The sequence below is a fragment of the Kitasatospora sp. NPDC051853 genome (assembly GCF_044452665.1).
Lineage (GTDB): Bacteria > Actinomycetota > Actinomycetes > Streptomycetales > Streptomycetaceae > Kitasatospora.
In genome coordinates this window covers 248,960-267,124 of the sequence record NZ_JBITBY010000013.1, presented here as the reverse complement: position 1 = coordinate 267,124, position 18,165 = coordinate 248,960, and the positions used below count along the sequence as shown (strand labels likewise).

Annotated in this window: 15 protein-coding genes and 1 tRNA gene; 6 read left to right on the top strand and 10 right to left on the bottom strand. The window is 73.8% G+C overall.

Annotated elements, in window-relative coordinates:
- Positions 1-8: 8 nt before the first annotated feature.
- The 3 genes from ACIA8O_RS32775 to ACIA8O_RS32765 all read right to left on the bottom strand — a co-directional run bounded on the left by ACIA8O_RS32775 (position 9) and on the right by ACIA8O_RS32765 (position 2,088).
- Positions 9-887: an enoyl-CoA hydratase/isomerase family protein gene (locus ACIA8O_RS32775; protein WP_396297642.1), complete on the bottom strand. Its 879-nt coding sequence runs from the start codon at positions 885-887 to the stop codon at positions 9-11.
- 25 nt (positions 888-912) lie between these two features.
- On the bottom strand, positions 913-1,332 hold the full coding sequence (locus ACIA8O_RS32770; RefSeq protein ID WP_396297641.1) for a RidA family protein: 420 nt from the start codon (positions 1,330-1,332) through the stop codon (positions 913-915).
- A 189-nt stretch (positions 1,333-1,521) separates the two neighbouring features.
- Complete coding sequence (locus ACIA8O_RS32765) at positions 1,522-2,088, bottom strand: GNAT family N-acetyltransferase (RefSeq protein ID WP_396297640.1); 567 nt, start codon at positions 2,086-2,088, stop codon at positions 1,522-1,524.
- A gap of 63 nt (positions 2,089-2,151) precedes the next feature.
- On the opposite strand from ACIA8O_RS32765, the gene ACIA8O_RS32760 reads away from it, so the two are divergent.
- A complete protein-coding gene (locus ACIA8O_RS32760) occupies positions 2,152-2,823 on the top strand; it encodes a TetR/AcrR family transcriptional regulator (RefSeq protein WP_396297639.1) in 672 nt (223 codons plus the stop codon).
- Positions 2,824-2,892: 69 nt separating this feature from the next.
- Here ACIA8O_RS32760 and ACIA8O_RS32755 read toward each other — a convergent pair.
- Positions 2,893-2,965 (bottom strand) — tRNA-Arg (locus ACIA8O_RS32755).
- A 577-nt stretch (positions 2,966-3,542) separates the two neighbouring features.
- Here ACIA8O_RS32755 and ACIA8O_RS32750 point away from each other — a divergent pair.
- From ACIA8O_RS32750 to ACIA8O_RS32730, 5 genes are all read left to right on the top strand, one after another.
- Entirely contained in the window at positions 3,543-4,223 is a 681-nt protein-coding gene (locus ACIA8O_RS32750) for a single-stranded DNA-binding protein (RefSeq protein ID WP_396297638.1), read from the top strand.
- A 326-nt stretch (positions 4,224-4,549) separates the two neighbouring features.
- Positions 4,550-5,935, top strand: a complete 1,386-nt coding sequence (locus ACIA8O_RS32745; protein WP_396297637.1) for a Cys-Gln thioester bond-forming surface protein — start codon at positions 4,550-4,552, stop codon at positions 5,933-5,935.
- Positions 5,936-6,181: 246 nt separating this feature from the next.
- A complete protein-coding gene (gene ettA / locus ACIA8O_RS32740; protein WP_396297636.1) occupies positions 6,182-7,846 on the top strand; it encodes an energy-dependent translational throttle protein EttA in 1,665 nt (554 codons plus the stop codon).
- 120 nt (positions 7,847-7,966) lie between these two features.
- A complete protein-coding gene (locus tag ACIA8O_RS32735; RefSeq protein ID WP_396297635.1) occupies positions 7,967-8,422 on the top strand; it encodes an acyl-CoA thioesterase in 456 nt (151 codons plus the stop codon).
- Positions 8,423-8,471: 49 nt separating this feature from the next.
- Positions 8,472-9,161 carry a hypothetical protein gene (locus ACIA8O_RS32730; protein WP_396297634.1) on the top strand — a complete coding sequence of 230 codons (690 nt, stop codon included), beginning with the start codon at positions 8,472-8,474 and terminating at the stop codon, positions 9,159-9,161.
- A 54-nt stretch (positions 9,162-9,215) separates the two neighbouring features.
- Here ACIA8O_RS32730 and ACIA8O_RS32725 read toward each other — a convergent pair whose 3' ends face one another.
- The 6 genes from ACIA8O_RS32725 to ACIA8O_RS32700 all read right to left on the bottom strand — a co-directional run bounded on the left by ACIA8O_RS32725 (position 9,216) and on the right by ACIA8O_RS32700 (position 18,060).
- Positions 9,216-9,599, bottom strand: a complete 384-nt coding sequence (locus ACIA8O_RS32725; protein ID WP_396297633.1) for a globin — start codon at positions 9,597-9,599, stop codon at positions 9,216-9,218.
- A gap of 158 nt (positions 9,600-9,757) precedes the next feature.
- Positions 9,758-11,293, bottom strand: coding sequence for an FHA domain-containing protein (locus tag ACIA8O_RS32720; protein ID WP_396297632.1), 1,536 nt, complete (start codon positions 11,291-11,293; stop codon positions 9,758-9,760).
- A 71-nt stretch (positions 11,294-11,364) separates the two neighbouring features.
- Positions 11,365-12,717, bottom strand: coding sequence for a VWA domain-containing protein (locus ACIA8O_RS32715; protein WP_396297631.1), 1,353 nt, complete (start codon positions 12,715-12,717; stop codon positions 11,365-11,367).
- A gap of 142 nt (positions 12,718-12,859) precedes the next feature.
- Positions 12,860-14,032 carry a PP2C family protein-serine/threonine phosphatase gene (locus ACIA8O_RS32710; protein ID WP_396297630.1) on the bottom strand — a complete coding sequence of 391 codons (1,173 nt, stop codon included), beginning with the start codon at positions 14,030-14,032 and terminating at the stop codon, positions 12,860-12,862.
- Positions 14,033-14,036: 4 nt separating this feature from the next.
- Positions 14,037-16,700 carry a tetratricopeptide repeat protein gene (locus ACIA8O_RS32705; protein WP_396297629.1) on the bottom strand — a complete coding sequence of 888 codons (2,664 nt, stop codon included), beginning with the start codon at positions 16,698-16,700 and terminating at the stop codon, positions 14,037-14,039.
- Positions 16,693-18,060, bottom strand: a complete 1,368-nt coding sequence (locus tag ACIA8O_RS32700; protein WP_396297628.1) for a hypothetical protein — start codon at positions 18,058-18,060, stop codon at positions 16,693-16,695. The genes ACIA8O_RS32705 and ACIA8O_RS32700 overlap by 8 nt, the downstream gene beginning before the upstream one ends.
- Between the last annotated feature and the right edge of the window lie 105 nt (positions 18,061-18,165).

Genomic DNA, 18,165 nt, shown 5'->3' with positions numbered 1-18,165 from the left:
GGGGTGCGTCAGAACCGCGGGGGCCGGCGCTCCAGGAAGGCCGCCAGGCCCTCGCGGGCGTCCGGACTGTGGCGGGACTTCCGCTCCCAGGGGGCGAGGGCGGCGTGTGCCTCCTCGACCCCCGGGCCGGCCTCCAGGGCGGCCTTGGCGGCGCCGATGGTCTGCGGGGACCGGGTGGCCAGCAGGGCGGCGAACTCCCGGGCCCGGGCGTCCAGTTCGGCTGCCGGGTGGACCTCGTCGGCCAGACCGAACAGCTCGGCCCGCCGGGCGTCCACCAACTCACCGGAGAACAGCAGGTACTTGGCCCGGGCCGGGCCGACCAGCCGGGCCAGCCGGGTGGTCGGCACCGCCGGGTAGACCACGCCCAGCTTGGCCGGGGTGATGCCGAGGCGGGCGTCGTGCGCGACGAAGCGCAGGTCGCAGGCGACCGCCAACTGGCAGCCGCCGCCCACGCAGTGGCCGTGCACCACGGCGATCGTCGGGTGCGGGAAGGCGGCCAACGCCTGCTCGGCCGCGACGTTCTGCGCGTGGTAGGCCTCGGCCCGGTCCGGGTCGGCGTACACCTCGGAGAGCTCGGCGATGTCCGCCCCGGCGCTGAAGGTGCCGCCCGCGCCGGTCAGCAGGAGTGCGCGCACCCCGGGAGCGGCGGCCAGCCGGTCGAGCACGCCGGGGAGCGCGCGCCACATCGCGAGCGTCACGGCGTTGCGCCGCTCCGGGCGGTCCAGGACGAGGGTCGCGACCGCGCCGTCCACGGAGGCGCGCAGGCCGGGGACGCCGGTGTCGACCTGCCGGGTGCCCGGCTGCTCGGTGCCGACCCGTTCCGTGCCGACCCGTTCGGTGCCGACCTGCCCGGCGTCGGACTGCTCGGGGTCGAACTGCTCGTTCATGGCCGCCTCCTGAGGGGGGGTCGGCTCAGCCTTCCACGGCGGGCGGCTCCGGCACCACGGCGGTGACTGTGATCTCCACCAACTGGCCGGTGTAGCCGAGGGTGGAGACCCCGAGCAGGGTGGAGGTGTGCGGGCCGTCGTGCAGCGCCGAGGCGTCGACCACGTCCCAGACGGTGGAGAGCGGGCCCGGCCGGTCCGCCACCACGTACACGGTGGAGGCCACCACCCGGTCCAGCGAGCTGCCGACGGAGGCCAGCGCCGTCTCCAGGTTGGCCAGCACCTGGTGCGCCTGGGCCACCGGATCGCCCGGGCCGACCAGTTCGCCGGCGGCGTCCAGCGGTACGCCGCCGGCCAGGAAGACGAGCCGCTCCCCGGCCTCGACCACGGCGGTGTGCGCGTAGCCGGGCGGAGGGAAGAGGGCGGGGACGGTGCGGTGCTGGGCCATCGGGACTCCGACCGGTCGGGGGCGCGGGCGCGGACGACCACCGATCCTCGGCCGTCCGCCCCGGCCTGTCACCCGGTTTTCCGGCCCGTTCGGCCCGTCCGGCTTGTTAGGCCCGCTCGGCCCGTTCAGTCCGTCCGGTGGGCCGGGTGCCCGGTCTCCGGGGTGGGGCGCCACGTGGTCCAGGAGCTGTCAGGCACGGTCGGCCCCTCCCCGCTTCTCGGCCCACTCGGGAGCCAGGATCGCCCAGACCTCGTAGTCCAGCCGCTCACCCCGGTACAGGGCGGACTTGCGCAGCACGCCCTCCAGTTGGAAGCCGAGGCCCTGGGCCACCGCGCGGCTGCGCGGGTTGACCGTGCTGTTGTGCCACTCGGCCCGGTAGAGGCCGCGCTCGGTGAAGGCGTAGTCCAGCAGGCGGGCGGTGGCGGCGCTGATCAGGCCCCGGCCCTGGCCGGCCGGCTCGGTCCAGGCACCGATCTCGCAGTTGCCCTGCTCGGCGTCGAAGGCCACGAACATCACGCCGCCGACCAGCGTGCCGTCCAGCCAGATGCCGAACAGCTGACGGGCGTCGGCGGCCTTCCGGTCGGCGAAGCCCTGCAGCGTGGCGGTGGCCGTCTCCAGGTCGGTGGAGCGGGTGGCCCAGGGCACGAACGGGTTGACGTTGTCGCGGGCCCGGTCCATGTGGGCGAGGAACTCCTCGGCCTGCCACGGCTCCAACGGGCGCAGCTCGGCGCCCTCGGCGAGGGGTACGGCGAACACGGGGCCTCCTGTGGGCGGCTGGTCGTACATACATAACAAACGTTTGGTAGGTACCCTAGCGCCATGCCGCCCGCCCGTGGAGACCATGCCGCCCGCCGCAACGACGTATCCGCCGCCGTCTGGCGGGTGCTCGCCGAGCGCGGCTTCAGCGGTCTGACGCTCCGTGCGGTGGCCGCCGAGCTCGGGGCCAGCACCGGTCTGCTCACGCACTACTTCCCGAACAAGCGGGCGCTGCTCTCGTACGCGCTGGAGCTGCTGGATCGGGACGCCCGGGGCCGGCTCCCCGCCGCAGGGGCGCCGGGTGACGGTTCGTCGGGTGCGGAGGCGTCGGGTGACGGCTCATCGGGAGCGGAGGCGTCGGGCGACGGTTCGTCCGCGGCGGGGGCGGAGGGGATGGCGCGGCTGCGGGAGGTGCTGCTCGACATCCTGCCCACGACCCCCGAGTCGGTGGCGGGGAACCGGATCTGGGTCAGCTCCTGGGACACGGCGCTGGCCGATCCGGAGCTGGCGGCGCAGCACGCGGAGCGGTACCGCAAGGCCAGGGAGCGGAACACCGCGCTGGTCGAGGCGGCGCAGCGGGCCGGGGAGGTGTCGGCGGAGCGGCCGGCGACGGAGGTCGCGGCGGGGGTGCAGGCGTTCGCGCTCGGGCTGGTGGTGCAGGCGCTGCTGTCGCCGGAGGAGTTCCCGGCGGAGCGTCAGACGGCGCTGCTGGAGGGGTACCTGGACACCCTCTGAGGGGTTCGCGCGCGAGGGCGGTGGGTGGCCGGGGACGGTGGCCGGAACGGGGCCGTCGTGGCGTGAAGGTGCCCCCAGCAGGATTCGAACCTGCGACCTACCGCTTAGAAGGCGGGTGCTCTATCCGCTGAGCTATGGGGGCGTGACGACATCGGCCCGGGAGGGCTTCGGTCGGCGTGCGAGGTCCGGGACAGGATAAGGGTGCCCAGATACTCGTCCGGGTCTTCAAGCACCTCGTCGGGTGTGTCGAGCCGGTTGAGCGGTCCGATAATCGCAGGTGGCGGCCGGGTGCGCAGCGCTCTGACGGCTTCTGACGGCGGACGTTGTGCAGTCGTTACGGGGCTGTCTCCCCACCTGTTATGGATTCGGTGCGGAGAATGCCCAGGTCCGGTGGCCGGGTGGGGGAGGTTTTCGGCCTTACGGGCACCGGGTGACGTGCGGGGATGCCGGGACGGCGCGCCGACCGGCGGCGGGGCCGGGGGGCGTCGGCGGGCGGGCGGCCGGAGCCCTCGGGGCGGAGATGTTGTCATGGCCCCGAAAAGGTGGCGTCAGGTCAGCCGGAAATGCGATTGATTCACTCCGGAGAGTGACATCGGTTATCCCCATGTCCGAGTTGTCCACAGGATTTCGGAACTTCTCCGTGCATTTCCGCGGAGGGGGCACCCTCGGTTCCGCGGACGATTCCGCAGGGTGATTCCCGACGGACGGAGGGTGTTCCGGTGAACGAGTCGATGGTGACCATGATCGGCAATGTCGCGACGGTCGTGAACTACTCGCAGACCGCCGGCGGCGTGCCGGTGGCCAACTTCCGGATGGCGGCCACCGAGCGTCGCTACGACCGCGAGAAGGGCGACTGGGTGGAGGGGGACACCAGCTGGGTCACGGTGAAGGCCTGGCGCTGGCTGGCGGCCAATGTGGTGAGCTCCCTGAGCAAGGGCGATCCGGTCGTGGTGAGCGGCCGGCTCCGGGTCCGGGAGTGGGGCGAGCCGGAGAAGCGGCACTGCGTGGTGGAGATCGACGCCCGGGTGGTCGGGCACGACCTCGGGCGCGGCACGACGGCGTTCCGCTGGGCGGTGCAGGCCAAACCCGAGCTGGTGGGCGGTCGTTCGGGTCGGGACGATCCCTCGGCGGGGTCGCCCGCGCCGCCGGGCGACCGCGAGCCGGCCCCGGCCGAGCAGGCGGTGCCGGGGTGGATCGTCGCGGCGGTGGACTCCCGGCGGGCGGCCGTGGCGGCCGTGGCGGCCGCCGGGGTGACGGGCGTGCCGGCGGTCGGGCCCGACCGTGTCCCGGTGGCAGTCAGGGCGGGTGGGGTGGATGGGGAAGGAGAGGCTGTTGGTGTGCGGGAGTTGGAGCAGGGTGGTGACGGAAATGCGGGAGGTGATCGAGTAGTCGCCGGATGAGCCCGGCTGCGACCGGCTCGGGGCACTTCCCGGCCGTGGGGGTGCCGAAGCGGAAACCGCTCTGATTGATCGTGAGAATCTGGCGGTTCGTCAGTACACCGTTGCGATCAGCTGCTTGATAACAATATAGATACGGAACCGTCCTGGTTCGGCACGGAGGTTTGCTGGCGCTGATCGGTCAATAGGATGCGTCTGGTTCAACACAGGTGCGGCGGTGTCACAAGGTGCGTCGCTTTGCAAGGCGGGCTGCCATCGGCAACGCCCAGCCCGGAGGGGTCGAGATGTTCCACAAGCAGGGGCGGGCGTTGTCCCGCATAGGTTCTGTCATGCTCGCGACGAGCATGCTGGTCGGTGGCGGGATGGCGGCCGCCGGCGCGGCTGCCGCGGAGACGCCGGGCGGTACCGGCACCAAGGCGGTCCTGAAGCCGGGCGTCCGGTACAGCGGGAGCGTCAAGTACGACGAGGGCGGCAAGACCCACCAGCTCCAGGGCGGGATCCTCGAGCTGAAGACCGAGGACGGCAAGACCCTCCAGACGTACTGCATCGACCTGCGCAACGCGACCAAGCCCGAGGCCGACTACACCGAGACGGGCTGGGCCTCCACCTCGCTGGCGGACAAGCCGACCCAGGCCGGGAAGATCCTCTGGATCCTCAAGAACTCCTTCCCGCAGGTCGACGAGAAGAAGCTCTCCGAGACCTCCGGCATCGCGGGTCTGACCAAGGAGGACGCCGCCGTCGCCACCCAGTCGGCGATCTGGCGCCTCTCGGACGGGCTCAACACGACCCCGATGAACAACGAGAAGGCCGCCAAGCTCACCGAGTACCTGAGCCAGAAGGCGGTCAAGCTCGAGGAGCCGAAGCCGACCCTGAGCCTCAGCCCCACCGCGGTCTCCGGCAAGGTCAACGACCTGCTCGGCCCGATCACCGTCACCAGCAACGGCTCGGTCGTGAACCTGGAGGCGGACGCGGCCGGTGCCAAGGCCGGTCTCACCATCACCGACAACGCGGGCAAGGAGATCAAGACCGCCAAGAGCGGTGACAAGATCTACGCCAAGCTCCCCGCGGGCACCAAGCCCGGCACCGCCGACATCAAGGCCACCACCCCCTCCGCCGAGGTCTCGGTCGGCCGCGCCTTCGTCGGCGTCGGCAAGGACAACCTGCACAGCCAGACCCTGATCCTGGCCGGCTCGGAGCCGGTCAAGGCCGCCGCCAACGTCTCGGTCACCTGGACCCCCGCCGGCCCGAGCCCGGCCGTCTCCGCCAAGGTCGACTGCATCCAGGGTGCCGTCGTGGTCACCGTCGCCAACAACGGCGACCAGGACTTCAACTTCACCCTGGCTGGCCAGAGCCTGACCGTCCCGGCGGGCGGCAGCAAGAACATCCCGGTCAAGGTCGCCGAGGACGCCGCCTACGACATCAAGGTCAAGGGCACGAACTTCGAGTTCGAGAAGCAGTTCACCGGCGTGCTGAACTGCAAGACCGACACCGCCGTGACCCCGAGCCCGACCCCGTCGGTCTCCGCCAGCACCAGCACCACCCCGTCCGCCCCGGCCACCCCCACCGCCTCGGCCAGCCCGAGCGGTCCGGTCCTGGCCAACACCGGTGGCGGCGGCCAGACCCCGCTGCTCGCGGGCATCGCCGGTGCGCTGGTGATCGCCGGTGGCGCCGCGGTCTACGCCCTGCGCCGTCGCGGCCGCCACAGCCGCGCCTGAGCCTGACGGTGACTCAGCCCGCTGAGGGCTGAGCCCCCGCACCGGCCCCGTTCCCTCCATCGTCGAGGGGGCGGGGCCGGTGCCGTCCCGGGCGGGCTCGCCGCAGCGCCCCGGGCGGGTCCGGGGAAGGGCGGTTCGGGGCGGGTGCCGCGTTGCGGCAGAATGGAACGCTGCAAGCCGAATGTTCGGCTCCCCGTAGTTGCGGGGCGGTCCCCATCTCACACGACGACGCCGGAGCGATCTCACGTGGCGGAATACATCTACACCATGCGCAAGGTGCGCAAGGCCCATGGCGACAAGGTCATCCTTGACGACGTGACGCTGAGCTTCCTCCCCGGGGCGAAGATCGGCGTCGTGGGCCCCAACGGCGCCGGTAAGTCCACGGTGCTGAAGATGATGGCCGGGCTGGAGCAGCCCTCCAACGGTGACGCCTTCCTGTCGCCGGGCTTCAGCGTCGGCATGCTCCTCCAGGAGCCCCCGCTCGACGAGACCAAGACGGTCCTGGAGAACGTCCAGGACGGCGTCAAGGAGATCAAGGGCAAGCTCGACCGCTTCAACGAGATCGCCGAGCTGATGGCGACCGACTACTCCGACGAGCTGCTCGCGGAGATGGGCACGCTCCAGGAGGACCTGGACCACGCCAACGCCTGGGACCTGGACGCCCAGCTGGAGCAGGCCATGGACGCCCTGGGCTGCCCGCCCGGCGACTGGCCGGTCACCAAGCTCTCCGGTGGTGAGCGCCGCCGCGTCGCGCTCTGCAAGCTGCTGCTCGAGGCGCCCGACCTGCTGCTCCTCGACGAGCCCACCAACCACCTGGACGCCGAGTCGGTGAACTGGCTGGAGCAGCACCTCGAGAAGTACGCCGGCACCGTCGTCGCCGTCACCCACGACCGGTACTTCCTGGACAACGTCGCCGAGTGGATCCTCGAGCTCGACCGCGGCCGCGCGTACCCGTACGAGGGCAACTACTCCACCTACCTCGAGACCAAGCAGACCCGTCTCAAGGTCGAGGGCCAGAAGGACGCCAAGCGCGCCAAGCGGCTCAAGGAGGAGTTGGAGTGGGTCCGCTCCAACGCCAAGGGCCGCCAGGCCAAGTCCAAGGCCCGCCTCGCCCGTTACGAGGAGATGGCGGCCGAGGCCGACAAGATGCGGAAGCTGGACTTCGAGGAGATCCAGATCCCGCCGGGCCCGCGCCTGGGCAGCGTCGTCATCGAGGTGGAGAACCTCAACAAGGCCTTCGGCGAGAAGGTCCTGATCGACGACCTCAGCTTCACCCTGCCGCGCAACGGCATCGTCGGCATCATCGGTCCGAACGGCGCGGGCAAGACCACGCTGTTCAAGATGCTCCAGGACCTGGAGACCCCGGACTCCGGTTCGGTCAAGGTCGGCGAGACGGTCAAGATCAGCTACGTCGACCAGTCGCGCGCCAACATCGACCCGAAGAAGACCCTCTGGGAGGTCGTCTCCGACGGTCTGGACTGGATCAACGTCGGCCAGGTCGAGATGCCGTCCCGCGCCTACGTCTCGGCGTTCGGCTTCAAGGGCCCGGACCAGCAGAAGCCGGCCGGGGTGCTCTCCGGTGGTGAGCGCAACCGCCTGAACCTGGCGCTCACCCTCAAGCAGGGCGGCAACCTGCTGCTCCTCGACGAGCCCACCAACGACCTCGACGTCGAGACCCTCTCCTCGCTGGAGAACGCGCTGCTGGAGTTCCCCGGCTGCGCCGTGGTCATCTCCCACGACCGCTGGTTCCTGGACCGAGTGGCCACCCACATCCTCGCCTACGAGGGCGAGAGCAAGTGGTTCTGGTTCGAGGGCAACTTCGAGTCGTACGAGAAGAACAAGATCGAGCGGCTCGGCGCCGACGCCGCCCGCCCGCACCGGGCCACCTACAAGAAGCTGACCCGCGACTGACGGGTCGGTGCGCCCCGTCCGGCAGCCCGCCCCCGCGGGCGGGCTGCCGGACCGCCGCCCGTAAGCTGCCGACGGGTCACGTCGGCCGACGGGCGACCGGATTCTGAGGAGAGATCGACCGTGGCACGCCACATCTACGCCTGCCCCCTGCGGTGGTCCGACATGGACGCCTTCGGACACGTGAACAACGTGGTCTTCCTGCGCTACCTGGAGGAGGCCCGGATCGACTTCATGTTCACCCAGGCCGCCGCCGCCGGTGCCGGGGAGTTCGCGGGCGGCTCGGTGGTGGCCCGTCACGAGATCGACTACAAGCGCCCGCTGGTGCACCGGCCCGAGCCGGTCACCGTGGAGACCTGGGTGACCAGGATCGGCGGGGCCTCGCTCACCGTGGCCTACGAGATCAAGGACACCGCCGAGGACGGCACCGAGACGGTCTACGTCCGCGCCTCCACCGTGGTGGTCCCCTACGACCTGGCCGAGGGTCGCCCGCGCCGGATCAGCCCGGTCGAGCGCGAGTTCCTGAGCCGCTTCACCGAGGGCGCGGACGCCGAGCCCGACGTGGCCGCGGCCGCCTGAGCCGTCGTCACCCCCGCCCGCGCCGCCCCGTGATGAGTGAGTTGATCCGTTGACCGTCCCCGCCCGTCTCCTGCTCGCCGACCAGGGCGAGGCCGTCGGCCTGACCGCCTTCCTGGCCCGGCTGCTGCGCTACGACCGGGCCGCCTCCGTGCGGCTCCAGGCGGTGCGGGCCGGGCAGGGCGTGGTGCTGGCGGTGTTCGGGCGGCTGCCGCTGGGCGGCACGGGGGTGCTCGCGGTGCGCAGCGCCCGGCTCGGGGACGAGGCGCCCGAGTTCGACCGCACCGTCTCCGCCGGGCAGTTGCTCGACGGGGTGGACGAGCAGGCCGGCACCCTCGCGCTGCCCGCCGCCGTCACCGGCCCCGCCTGGGCCGGGCTGCTGCCGCCGCGCACCGGCTGGCAGCGGGTCACCGAGACCGCCGCCGTCGAGGTGATGCCCGAACTGACCAGCGCGATCGGCGAGTTCAAGCGGCGCAGCGCCGAGGTCCCGGAGCACCACCGGACCCGTACGGTGCTCGACGGCCTGGCCGACGAGATCTGGTCCCGTCCGCTCACCGCCACCCCGGAGCTCCCGCTCCGGGCGGCCCACGCCTCCTACGTGATCGGCTTCCTCAGCCCCGGGGCCCCGGTCGCGGTCCACCGCTCCGGCAGCTGGCTGCGGTTGAGCACCCCGGCCGGCTCGGTGGCGCTGCGCACCGCCGCTGCACCGGGGGCGGGCCTGGGCCTCAGCCCGCTGCGCTGAGGTCGGTTGCCCCGAGGTCGGTTGCTCCGGGGCCGGTTGCCCGGGGCCCGGGGATCAGCCCGGGGTGTTGACCATCGAGGCGGCGGCGTAGGTCAGGTAGTCCCAGAGCTGGCGCTCGGCGTCGGCCGGGAGCTCCAGCGAGTCGACCGCCGTGCGCATGTGGCGCAGCCAGGCGTCGTGGGCGGCGCTGTCCACCTTGAACGGGACGTGCCGCATCCGCAGGCGCGGGTGGCCGCGCTCCTCGCTGTAGGTGCGGGGGCCGCCCCAGTACTGCATCAGGAACAGGGCCAGCCGCTCCTCGGCCGGGCCGAGGTCCTCCTCCGGGTACATCGGGCGAAGCAACTCGTCCTCCGCGACGCCCTGGTAGAAGACGTGCACCAGCCGGCGGAACGTCGGCTCGCCGCCGACCTGGTCGAAGAAGGTCACCTCGTCAGTCACTTGACCATGGTCGCAGACCGCCCCGGCGGCCGTACACCAGGTCCATCGGCCTAGGACCGTGGAACGTCGGGTGTGCGGCCGCCGGGGCGGTGCGGAGCAGGGTGGTGCGGGGCCGTGCGTGGTGGTGCGTGGTGGTGCGGGTCCCGGCGGACGTGCCGTCAGGAGCGGTGCAGGGTGATCGTGGTCCAGGCGCCGATGTGGACGCGGTCGCCGTCGTTGAGCGGGATGGCGGTGTGCGGGGGCACCGGCTCGGCACCGCCGTTGACCGTGGTGCCGTTGGTGGAGTCCTGGTCCACCAGGACCCAGCTGCCGTCCGCCTGCTCGGCCAGCAGGGCGTGCTGGTGCGAGGCGCCCGGGTCCTCCGGCGGCACCGAGAGGTCGATCTCCGGGACGGTGCCCCGGTGCTGGCTGCGGCGGCCGATCCGCAGCTGCCCCCGCCCGGTGAGCGGTATCCGCCGCTCCGGGCAGTACGGCGGGAAGAACAGCCCGGCCGCCTCCGGGCCGCTGCGGGCCATCATGTCGGTGAAGTAGTCCCGGTCGGCGCTGACCACCGCGATCCAGGTGGACCGGGCGGGGACGGCCGGGGGCTGCTGCGCGGCCGGCGGCTGGAGGTGGAACGAGGTGCCGAACTCGTCACCGGGCGCGGTGCCGGGCTGGGCGTAGGTCGGGCCCGAGTCGAAGGTCTGCAGGGCCTCGGCGCCGGCCGGCTCCGCGAACCCCTCGTGCTTGCGGAACGGGTCACCGGCACCGAACGGCCCGGGCCCGGCCGGGGCGCCGGGCGCACCGGGAGCGGGGTGCCCGAGCGGTGCGGCCGCGGCGCCGTGGGTGCCCTGGGCACCGACCGGCGGGAAGGGCGAGGGCTCCGGGCCGGGCGCGGGCGGCGGCACCGGAGGCCGGTACGGGTCGGGCGTCGGGGCCGGAGCCGGGACGGGCGGCTGGTACGGCCCCGGAGCGGGGGCCGGGGCGGGCGGCGGGAAGCCGGGGTGACGGCCGGCGCCCGCGCCGGGGTGCTGGGCCTCGGGGCTGGAGAGGGCGTAGTCGAAGCCGCACTCCTCGCAGTACCGGCCGGTCTGCGGCGTGCGGCAGATCGGGCAGGTGACCAGGTCCGTGGTGAGGTCGGGCGCCTGGGCGGCGTGCCCGGGGTGTGCGGTGTGCGGGGCCTGGGTGGCGTGAGGGGCGAACTGCCCGGCACCGCCCGGGGATTGGGCGTACGGGTCCGGCTGCTGGTGGTGCTGCTGGTGCGGCGGGTAGGGCGCGGCGTGCGGCGGCTGCGGCTGGTGCGCGGCGGCCTGGTGCGCCTGGTGCTGGTGCGGCGCCGGGTGCCCCGGGGCCTGGTGGCCCTGGGGCTGCGCGGGGCGGGCCGCGTACGGGTCCGGCTGGCCGGGGTGGCTCGGCTGACCAGGGTGGCCCGGCTGGGTGTGCTGGGGGGCGCCCGCCCCGTACGGGTCCTCCTGGCGCCCGAAGTGCGCGGGGGGAGCGACCGGCGGCGTGGGCGCCACCGGTGACACCGGTGCGACCGGCGACACCGGCGGGAGGTGCGGCGGCGCCCCGGTCCCCGGCGCGGGGGTGTGCCCGCTGGCGAACGGTGCGGCCGAGCCCGGCACGGCCAGCCCGGGCGGCGGCGTCATCGGGAAGCCGCAGAAGTCGCACCAGTCCTCGGCCTGCGACTCGTGGCCCCTAGGGCAGATCGGCATCAGGTCCCCCACATTCCAGCGACGTCACGTTCCAGCAGAGTCCAGCACGAGCGGCCCGGTCTCCCGGGCCGTCACTTCTTCACCCGGACGGTCTTGGTGGACCGGGTCTCCAGCGTCATCGAGTCGGCTTCGCTCACGTTCTTACGGAACCGAACGGTACCTTCCTTCGGGTCCACCACGTCCACCACCTTCTGCAAGAGCTTGTAGGTGGAGTCGTTCCCGGTCCGGTGGGCGATCCGCACCGCCGCCCCCAGCTTGGCGGTGGCCCGGTCCAGGTCACCGGCCCGGTGCGCCTCCAGGCCCTCCTGGATCGAGGAGGCCAGTTCGGCCTGGCCGGTGTAGTGGGCGACCTGCGGGCTGATCCGGGTGGTGGAGGCGAGGTCGTCGGTCCAGACCGCGCGCACCAGGCCCTGGGAGAGCACCTCGGTGCTGCCGTCCGGACGGGGCAGCACCAGGCTTATCCGGGCGGCCAGCATCTCGTTGCCGACCTCGGCGGAGGGGACCTCCACGCAGACGTGGTAGTCGCGGCTCTCGTCGCCCCAGGAGCCGGTCGGGTAGTCCCCGGCCCGCGGTCCGGCCTCGGTCCGGTGGTCCGTCAGGTCCTCCAGGGAGGGGGAGACCTGCTTGACGTAGCGCACCACGGCGTTGGCGGGCGTCCAGACCCGGAGGGAGACGTCGGCGACCTGCTTGCCCATCGCGGTCTCCATCATCTGCCGGAAGTCCTCGGCCAGGCCGGAGGGTTCGGCGACGATGTCCACGGTGCCCAGCAGGGCGGAGGAGATCCGGCGCAGCTCGGCCACCTCCCAGTCGGTGCCGACGCCGCGGCAGTCCACGGTGAAGTACCCGGCGGCCGACTCCAGGGCGGCGTCCAGGCCGCCCGGCTTCTCGTGCTCGTTGCGCCCGTCGGTGAGCAGGATGCCGTGCCGGATGGTGGACTCGGGGCGGCTGGCGAAGAGCTGACGGGCCTTCAGCAGCCAGGTGCCGATCGCGGTGCCGCCGCTGGCCGAGAGCTTGCGCAGCGCCTCCTTGGCCTGGGCCCGGGTGGCGTCGCCCGCCACCGCGAGCTTCCCGCCGCCCGGGTAGACCTCGGTAGCCTCGTGGGTGCCCGCCACCACGGCGAAGGCGACGCCGTCCCGGATGGTGTCCACCGCGACGGCGGTGGCGGCGCGGGCGTTGCGCAGCTTCTCCGCCGGGTAGTCCATCGAGCCGGAGCAGTCGACCATGATCACCACGGCGGCCTGGGCGCCGGCCGCGCCGCCCGCCCCGCCGTCCGCGTCCCGGGAGACCGGCCGCCCGCCGGTGGTGCCGCCGCCGGTCGTGGTCACGGTGACGATCGCGTTCACCTCGCGGGCGCCCTCGGCGAGGTACTCGTTCTGGAAGACGTCGACGCTGAAACTCGGCTCGGACCGGGACAGAACGGCCATCGTTGCTCCTGTCGTGCGGATCGGGTGATCGCGGGGATCGCTGGGTCGGTGGTGGGGCACGGTCACGGGCGCGGGGGAGCGGTGGAGCTGGTGGTCGGGGCCCGCGGCCGTCGGCCGGAGCCGTGGCCGGGGTGACCGGTCGTCAGGCCGGGTCGGCCGACAGCTGGAGCTGGAGGGTGTGGTCGGCGGGCCGGTGGAGCTGGATGGTCGGGTCGGAGTGGAGCGGGGCGGCCCCGGTGGCGGCGCCGGCCTGGAGCGGGACGGTCTGGAGCGAGGACTCCGGCGGCGGGCTGATCGGCAGCACCGCGACGGTGATGTTGTCGTGCCCGCCGGCGGCCACCGCGAACTCCACCAGGCTCCGGGCGGCCGCGAGCGGTTCGGTCCGGGCGTCCGGGCGGACCCGCTCGGCCAGGGCCTCGGCCGCCTCGGCGTAGTTCCACAGGCCGTCGCTGCAGACCAGCAGCACGCCGGGGACGTGCGGGGTGAAGCTCACCGTGTGCGGCTCCAGGTCCTCGGCGTCGGCGCCGAGCCAGCCGGTGATCGCGTGCGCGCGCGGGTCGGCGTACGCCTCGGCCTCGTCCATCAGGCCGATCGCCACCACCCGGGCCGCCCAGGAGTCGTCCTCCGTCAGCCGGTACGGGACGGCCGACTCGCGGTCGTCCGGGATCCAGTACGCCCGGGTGTCGCCCACCCAGCCGATGGTGACCAGGCCCGCGGCCGAGACCGCGCTGACGTAGGTGCAGGCCGGGGCGTTGAGGCTGCCGCCGGGAGTGCGGACACCGTCCTTCGCCAGCTCGCTCACCGCCTTCGCGGCCTCGCCGATCGCCTCCCGCATCGCCTGGTCGGGCCGCTGGCCGCGCTCCAGTGCCGCGAGCAGGTGCGCCGAGGCGGCCCGGACGGCGGTCTCGGAGGCCTCGTCGGGCCGGGCCGAGGAGGACACCCCGTCGCAGACCACCGCGAGCGCGACGGGCTCGCCGCTGGGCAGCCGGGTGGCCGCCACCGTGAAGGCGTCCTCGTTCCGGTGGTGCCGCAGCCCCCGGTCGGTCACCCCGGCGACGCCCTCCACCTCCCGCTCCTGGTGGTCGCGCGGACGCGGCTGCGCGCCGCCGCAGGCCTCGCAGTAGCCGTCGGCGGTCAGCTCGGCCGCGCCGCAGTGCACGCAGGGCGCGGCCGCTGACGGTCCGTCCGGGGTCCGGCCGGAGCCGACCGGGCCGGGGGCGGTGGCCTCGGTCACGCCGACGCCGCAGGCGCCGCAGTAGTCGTCCTCGGGGTCCAGCGGCTCGGCACAGCTCGGGCACACGGTCTGCTGCGGCATCGGTTCACACCCACGTCCGGGGGCGGGCACGGTTGGCCCGCTCCACCATCTCGATCCTGATCTCGGCGCGGTCGGTCAACCGTGCCAGTACTCGATAGGAGTGTTCCAGGGCGAAGCGCAGTTCCCGTTCAACGGCGGGTCGGCCGAGCACCTCGAGGGTGCCGGCGGCGGCTCCCGCACCCTTGCTCGCGGGCCCGTCGCCGGCCGCGTTTCCGGCCTCGTCACCGGCGCCGGTCCCGGCCCCGTGACCGGCCCCGGGACCGGTTCCCGAGCCGGTCCCGCCGCCGGCGCCGCCGGGGGAGCCGGCCAGCACCCAGCCGAGGGCGGCCTCCAGGAGTTCCACCGAGAGCTCCCCGGCGTGTCGGGCGTCCAGCGGAAGCGCCGTCAGCTGCTCGGAGCAGCGCGCCAGTTCCGGGCCGAGCGGGTCGGTCGCGGGCCGGCCGCGCAGCCGGGCCCGCAGGGTGGCGACCCGGGCGGAGGTCCAGTGCGCCGAGGAGTCCGGCACGCTCTCCAGGGCCCGCACCGCCCCCTCCCGGTCACCGGCGGCCAGCAGGACCCGGGCCAGGCCGAAGGCGGCGCTGACGTAGCCGCGGTCGGTGGTCCCGACCAGGCGGTAGAACTCGGCGGCGTCCTCGCCGTTGCCGAGCAGCTCGGCGCAGACCGCGAGGGCCAGCTTGGGCGCGGGCTCGCCCGGGAAGGCGTCGTAGACCGCGTCGAAGGACTCGGCGGCGGTCGCGGCCTGCCCGGCCACCAGCTCGAACAGGCCCCGGTGCCAGACCACCCGCCAGTCGTCCCCGTGGTCCTGCTCCAGCGCGAGCAGTTCGTGCTCGGCGGCGACCGTTGCGGCGGTCTCCCGCGAGCCGGGCGCGGGGATCAGCACCGGCGGTGCGCCGGGGACCATGACGACGGGGACGGGCTCGGGGGCCCGCGGGTCCCCGGCGATCCTCTCGAGGTGGGCGCGCAGGGCGCGCAGCCGCAGCTCCACCGACGGGGACGGGGCGGTGGCCAGGGCGGCGAGCGCCTCGTCGGGGCCGCTCGCGCCGAGGGTGGCCAGCAGGCCCGCGGCGGGGTCGGACGGGTCCACCAGCGGTACCGGCAGGGCCAGCGCGGCGGCCGCGGCGGCGGGCGGAGCGGGCGTCAGCTCGCGGTCCACCACCCGCAGTTCCGGCCCGAAGAGGGTGGAGAGCGCGGGCCGGGGGCGGCCGTCCTGGAGGCTGAGCAGTTCGCGCAGCACGCCGGTGAGCTGACCGGCCATCTCCTCGGCGGAGCCGAAGCGGCGGGCCGGGTCCGGGTCGGTGGCCCGCACCAGCAGCCGGTAGTACGACTCGTACCGGGAGAACAGCTCCACCTGCTCGGGGCCGGGCAGCTCGTACCGGAAGCGGGTGTTGTAGCCCTGGAAGTCGAAGGTCAGCACGGCCAGGGTGCGGGCCACGGTGTACAGGTCCGAGGCGACCGAGGGGCCGTCGGTGGCGATCTCCGGGGCCTGGTAGCCGAGGGTGCCGTAGATCGGGCCGTCCTCGCCGATCCGGCAGACCGCGCCGAGGTCGATGATCTTGAGCGAGTCCTCGCTCTGGATCACGTTGTCGATCTTGAAGTCGCAGTACACCAGCCCCCGCGCGTGCAGGTAGCCCAGCGCGGGCAGCGCCTCCAGCGCGTACGCGATGGCCTGCTCGACCGGGAGCGGGTCGCGCCGTCCCTCCAGGGTGCGGCGGTCGTTGGCGATGTCCTTGAGCGACAGGCCGCCGACGTACTCCATCACGATGTAGCCGTCGGTGGAGCCGGTGCGCAGGTCGGGGTGCTCGACGAAGTTGATGATGCGGACGATGTTCGGGTGGTCCACCTCGGCCAGGAAGCGGCGCTCGGCGATGGCCACCGCCAGGGCGTCCTGGTCCCCGGTGTCGAGCAGGCCCTTGAGCACCACCCAGCGGTCGTTCACCCGGCGGTCGGCCGCCAGGTAGATCCAGCCCAGGCCGCCGTGCGCCAGGCAGCCCATCACCTCGTACTGGCCGCCCACCAGGTCGCCCCGGGTGAGCTTGGGGGTGAAGGAGTACGGGGTGCCGCACTTGGTGCAGAAGCCGTCGGCCCGGCCGGGCCGGCCGTTCTTCTCCCGCCCGACCTCGGCGTCGCAGTTGCTGCAGAAGCGCTTGCGCTCCGGCACCTGGGGGTCGGTCAGCACCGCCGAGGCCGGATCGGCGCTGGGCACCACGGGGACGTTCACCAGGCCCGCGCCCAGGTTGCCCCGCCGCGCCGTCCCGGCGGAGCCGCTGCCGGTGCCGCTGCGCACCGAGACCGAACGGCCGCTGCCGGTCCGGGTGGAGCGGTGCGAGCGGGAACGGCCGGACATGGTCCGGGAGGAGCGGGAGGAGGTGGTGCCGGAGTACGGCTCGGTCCGGGCCGACGGGACGGCGGCCACCCGGCCGGTCTCGGCGGCCAGGCCGCACTCGTCGCAGTAGCCGTCCGGGTCGATGGTCCCGCCGCAGCCGTGGGCGCAGGGGTCCCCGGTGGCCGGCAGGCCGCGGACGGGCGTGCCGGCCGAGGAGGAGACGGAAGAGGACGCGGTGGACGCCGTGGTGGTCGAACCGAGCGGCGCCAGGCCGCAGTTGTCGCAGTAGCCGTCCTGGTCGATCGTCCCGTCGGAGCAGTCCGGTCGGACGCAGTTCTCACCCATCGACGCCATCCCCCTGTCCGTCCGGTATCCGGTCCTGCGGTTGTTCGGTGGTGGCGGCCGGCCCGGCGGCCGCCGGATCGGCGGGCGCGGGCCCGGTCGGCCGCAGCGCCTGCTGGAAGCGGACCACCGCCTCCGCCGCCGCGCGCAGGTCGCAGGGCGCGCTCCACAGCAGCCAGCGCGCCTTCTCGAAGCGCTCCACCACCACCGGGTCCTCGGCCAGCCCCAGCCGGGCGGCCATCGCCTTGTACGCCTCCAGGCGGCCGCGCAGTTCGGCCCGCACGGCCAGCGGCTGGGCCACCTCGGTGAGCGACTGCCGGGCCCGGGCCAGCTCCTTGACCGCCACGTCCTCCAGGGCGTCCAGCAGCGGCGCCAGCCGGTGCCACTGCCCACTCTGCTGCAACTCGACCGCCAGCGTGACCCGTTCGCGCAGCGCCGAGGCCGGCCCGGGCACCTGCGGGACCTCGGTGGCGGCGATCTTGGCCAGCACCTCGCCCCGGGCCCGGCGGGCCTCGGCCAGCGTGGCGTCGGCCCGGCGCAGCAGGTCGCCGACCTGCTGGAGGCGGTCCTGGGCCTCGTCGCGCAGCCGCAGCAGCCCGTCCAGTTCCAGCCGGAGCCCGTCCAGCGCCCGGCCGGCCCGGTCGAACCGTTCGGTGTCCGCCGCCCCCGCCAGCACCCCGGCCATCGCCGCCTCGGGCGAGAGCGCCCCGGTGCGCTGCGAGGGCACCCGCCCCGGCCGCCAGAACGCCAGCGGGTCGGACCGCACCTCGGCCCGAAGGTCCGTCAACTCCCGCTCCAGACCGTCCAGGTCGTCGGCCAGCGGGTGTGCACCGCTGCGCACCCCGACCGAGCCGGAGAGCATCCGGACCCGGCCCAGCTCGGCCAGCAGCAGGTCGATCCGGGCCGGCAGTGCCGTCCAGACCGCGTCCGCCGGGGCCACCACCTCGTAGACCGTGGCGTACCAGGCGTTCATCCGCCGCAGCAGCTCGGCCAGGCTGATCTGCTCCACCAGGCGGACCGGCACCGGCCCGGCGGCCTCCGGCAGTTGACCGCCGGAGACGGTCACGGCCGGGCCGCTCAGCAGCTCGGTGAGCTCGGCGAGCTCCGCCCCGCCGGGGCGGTTGCGCCGGGCCCGGACCGCCCGGGCCGAGGCCAGCGCCTCGGCGTAGCGGTCGAACAGCGCCCAGAGCAGCGCCAGCCCGGGCTCGGCCAGCGCCCAGCGCTCCTGGGTCCGCCCGCTCAGGGCGGCACCCTCCAGCAGCCGCCGGCCCTGGTGCTCCTGGAGGGCGAGCAGCGCGGCTTCGACCGCGTCGCGCTCGGCGCCCAGCCGGCCCAGCTCGCGGTCCACCTCGTCCCGGCTCATCGCCGGCCCGGCAGCTCCTGCCAACGCCACGTCATCCCTCTCTCGACCACGACCACGTCCACGACCACGACCACGTCACCGAACGAACCACAGAGCACGGACCAC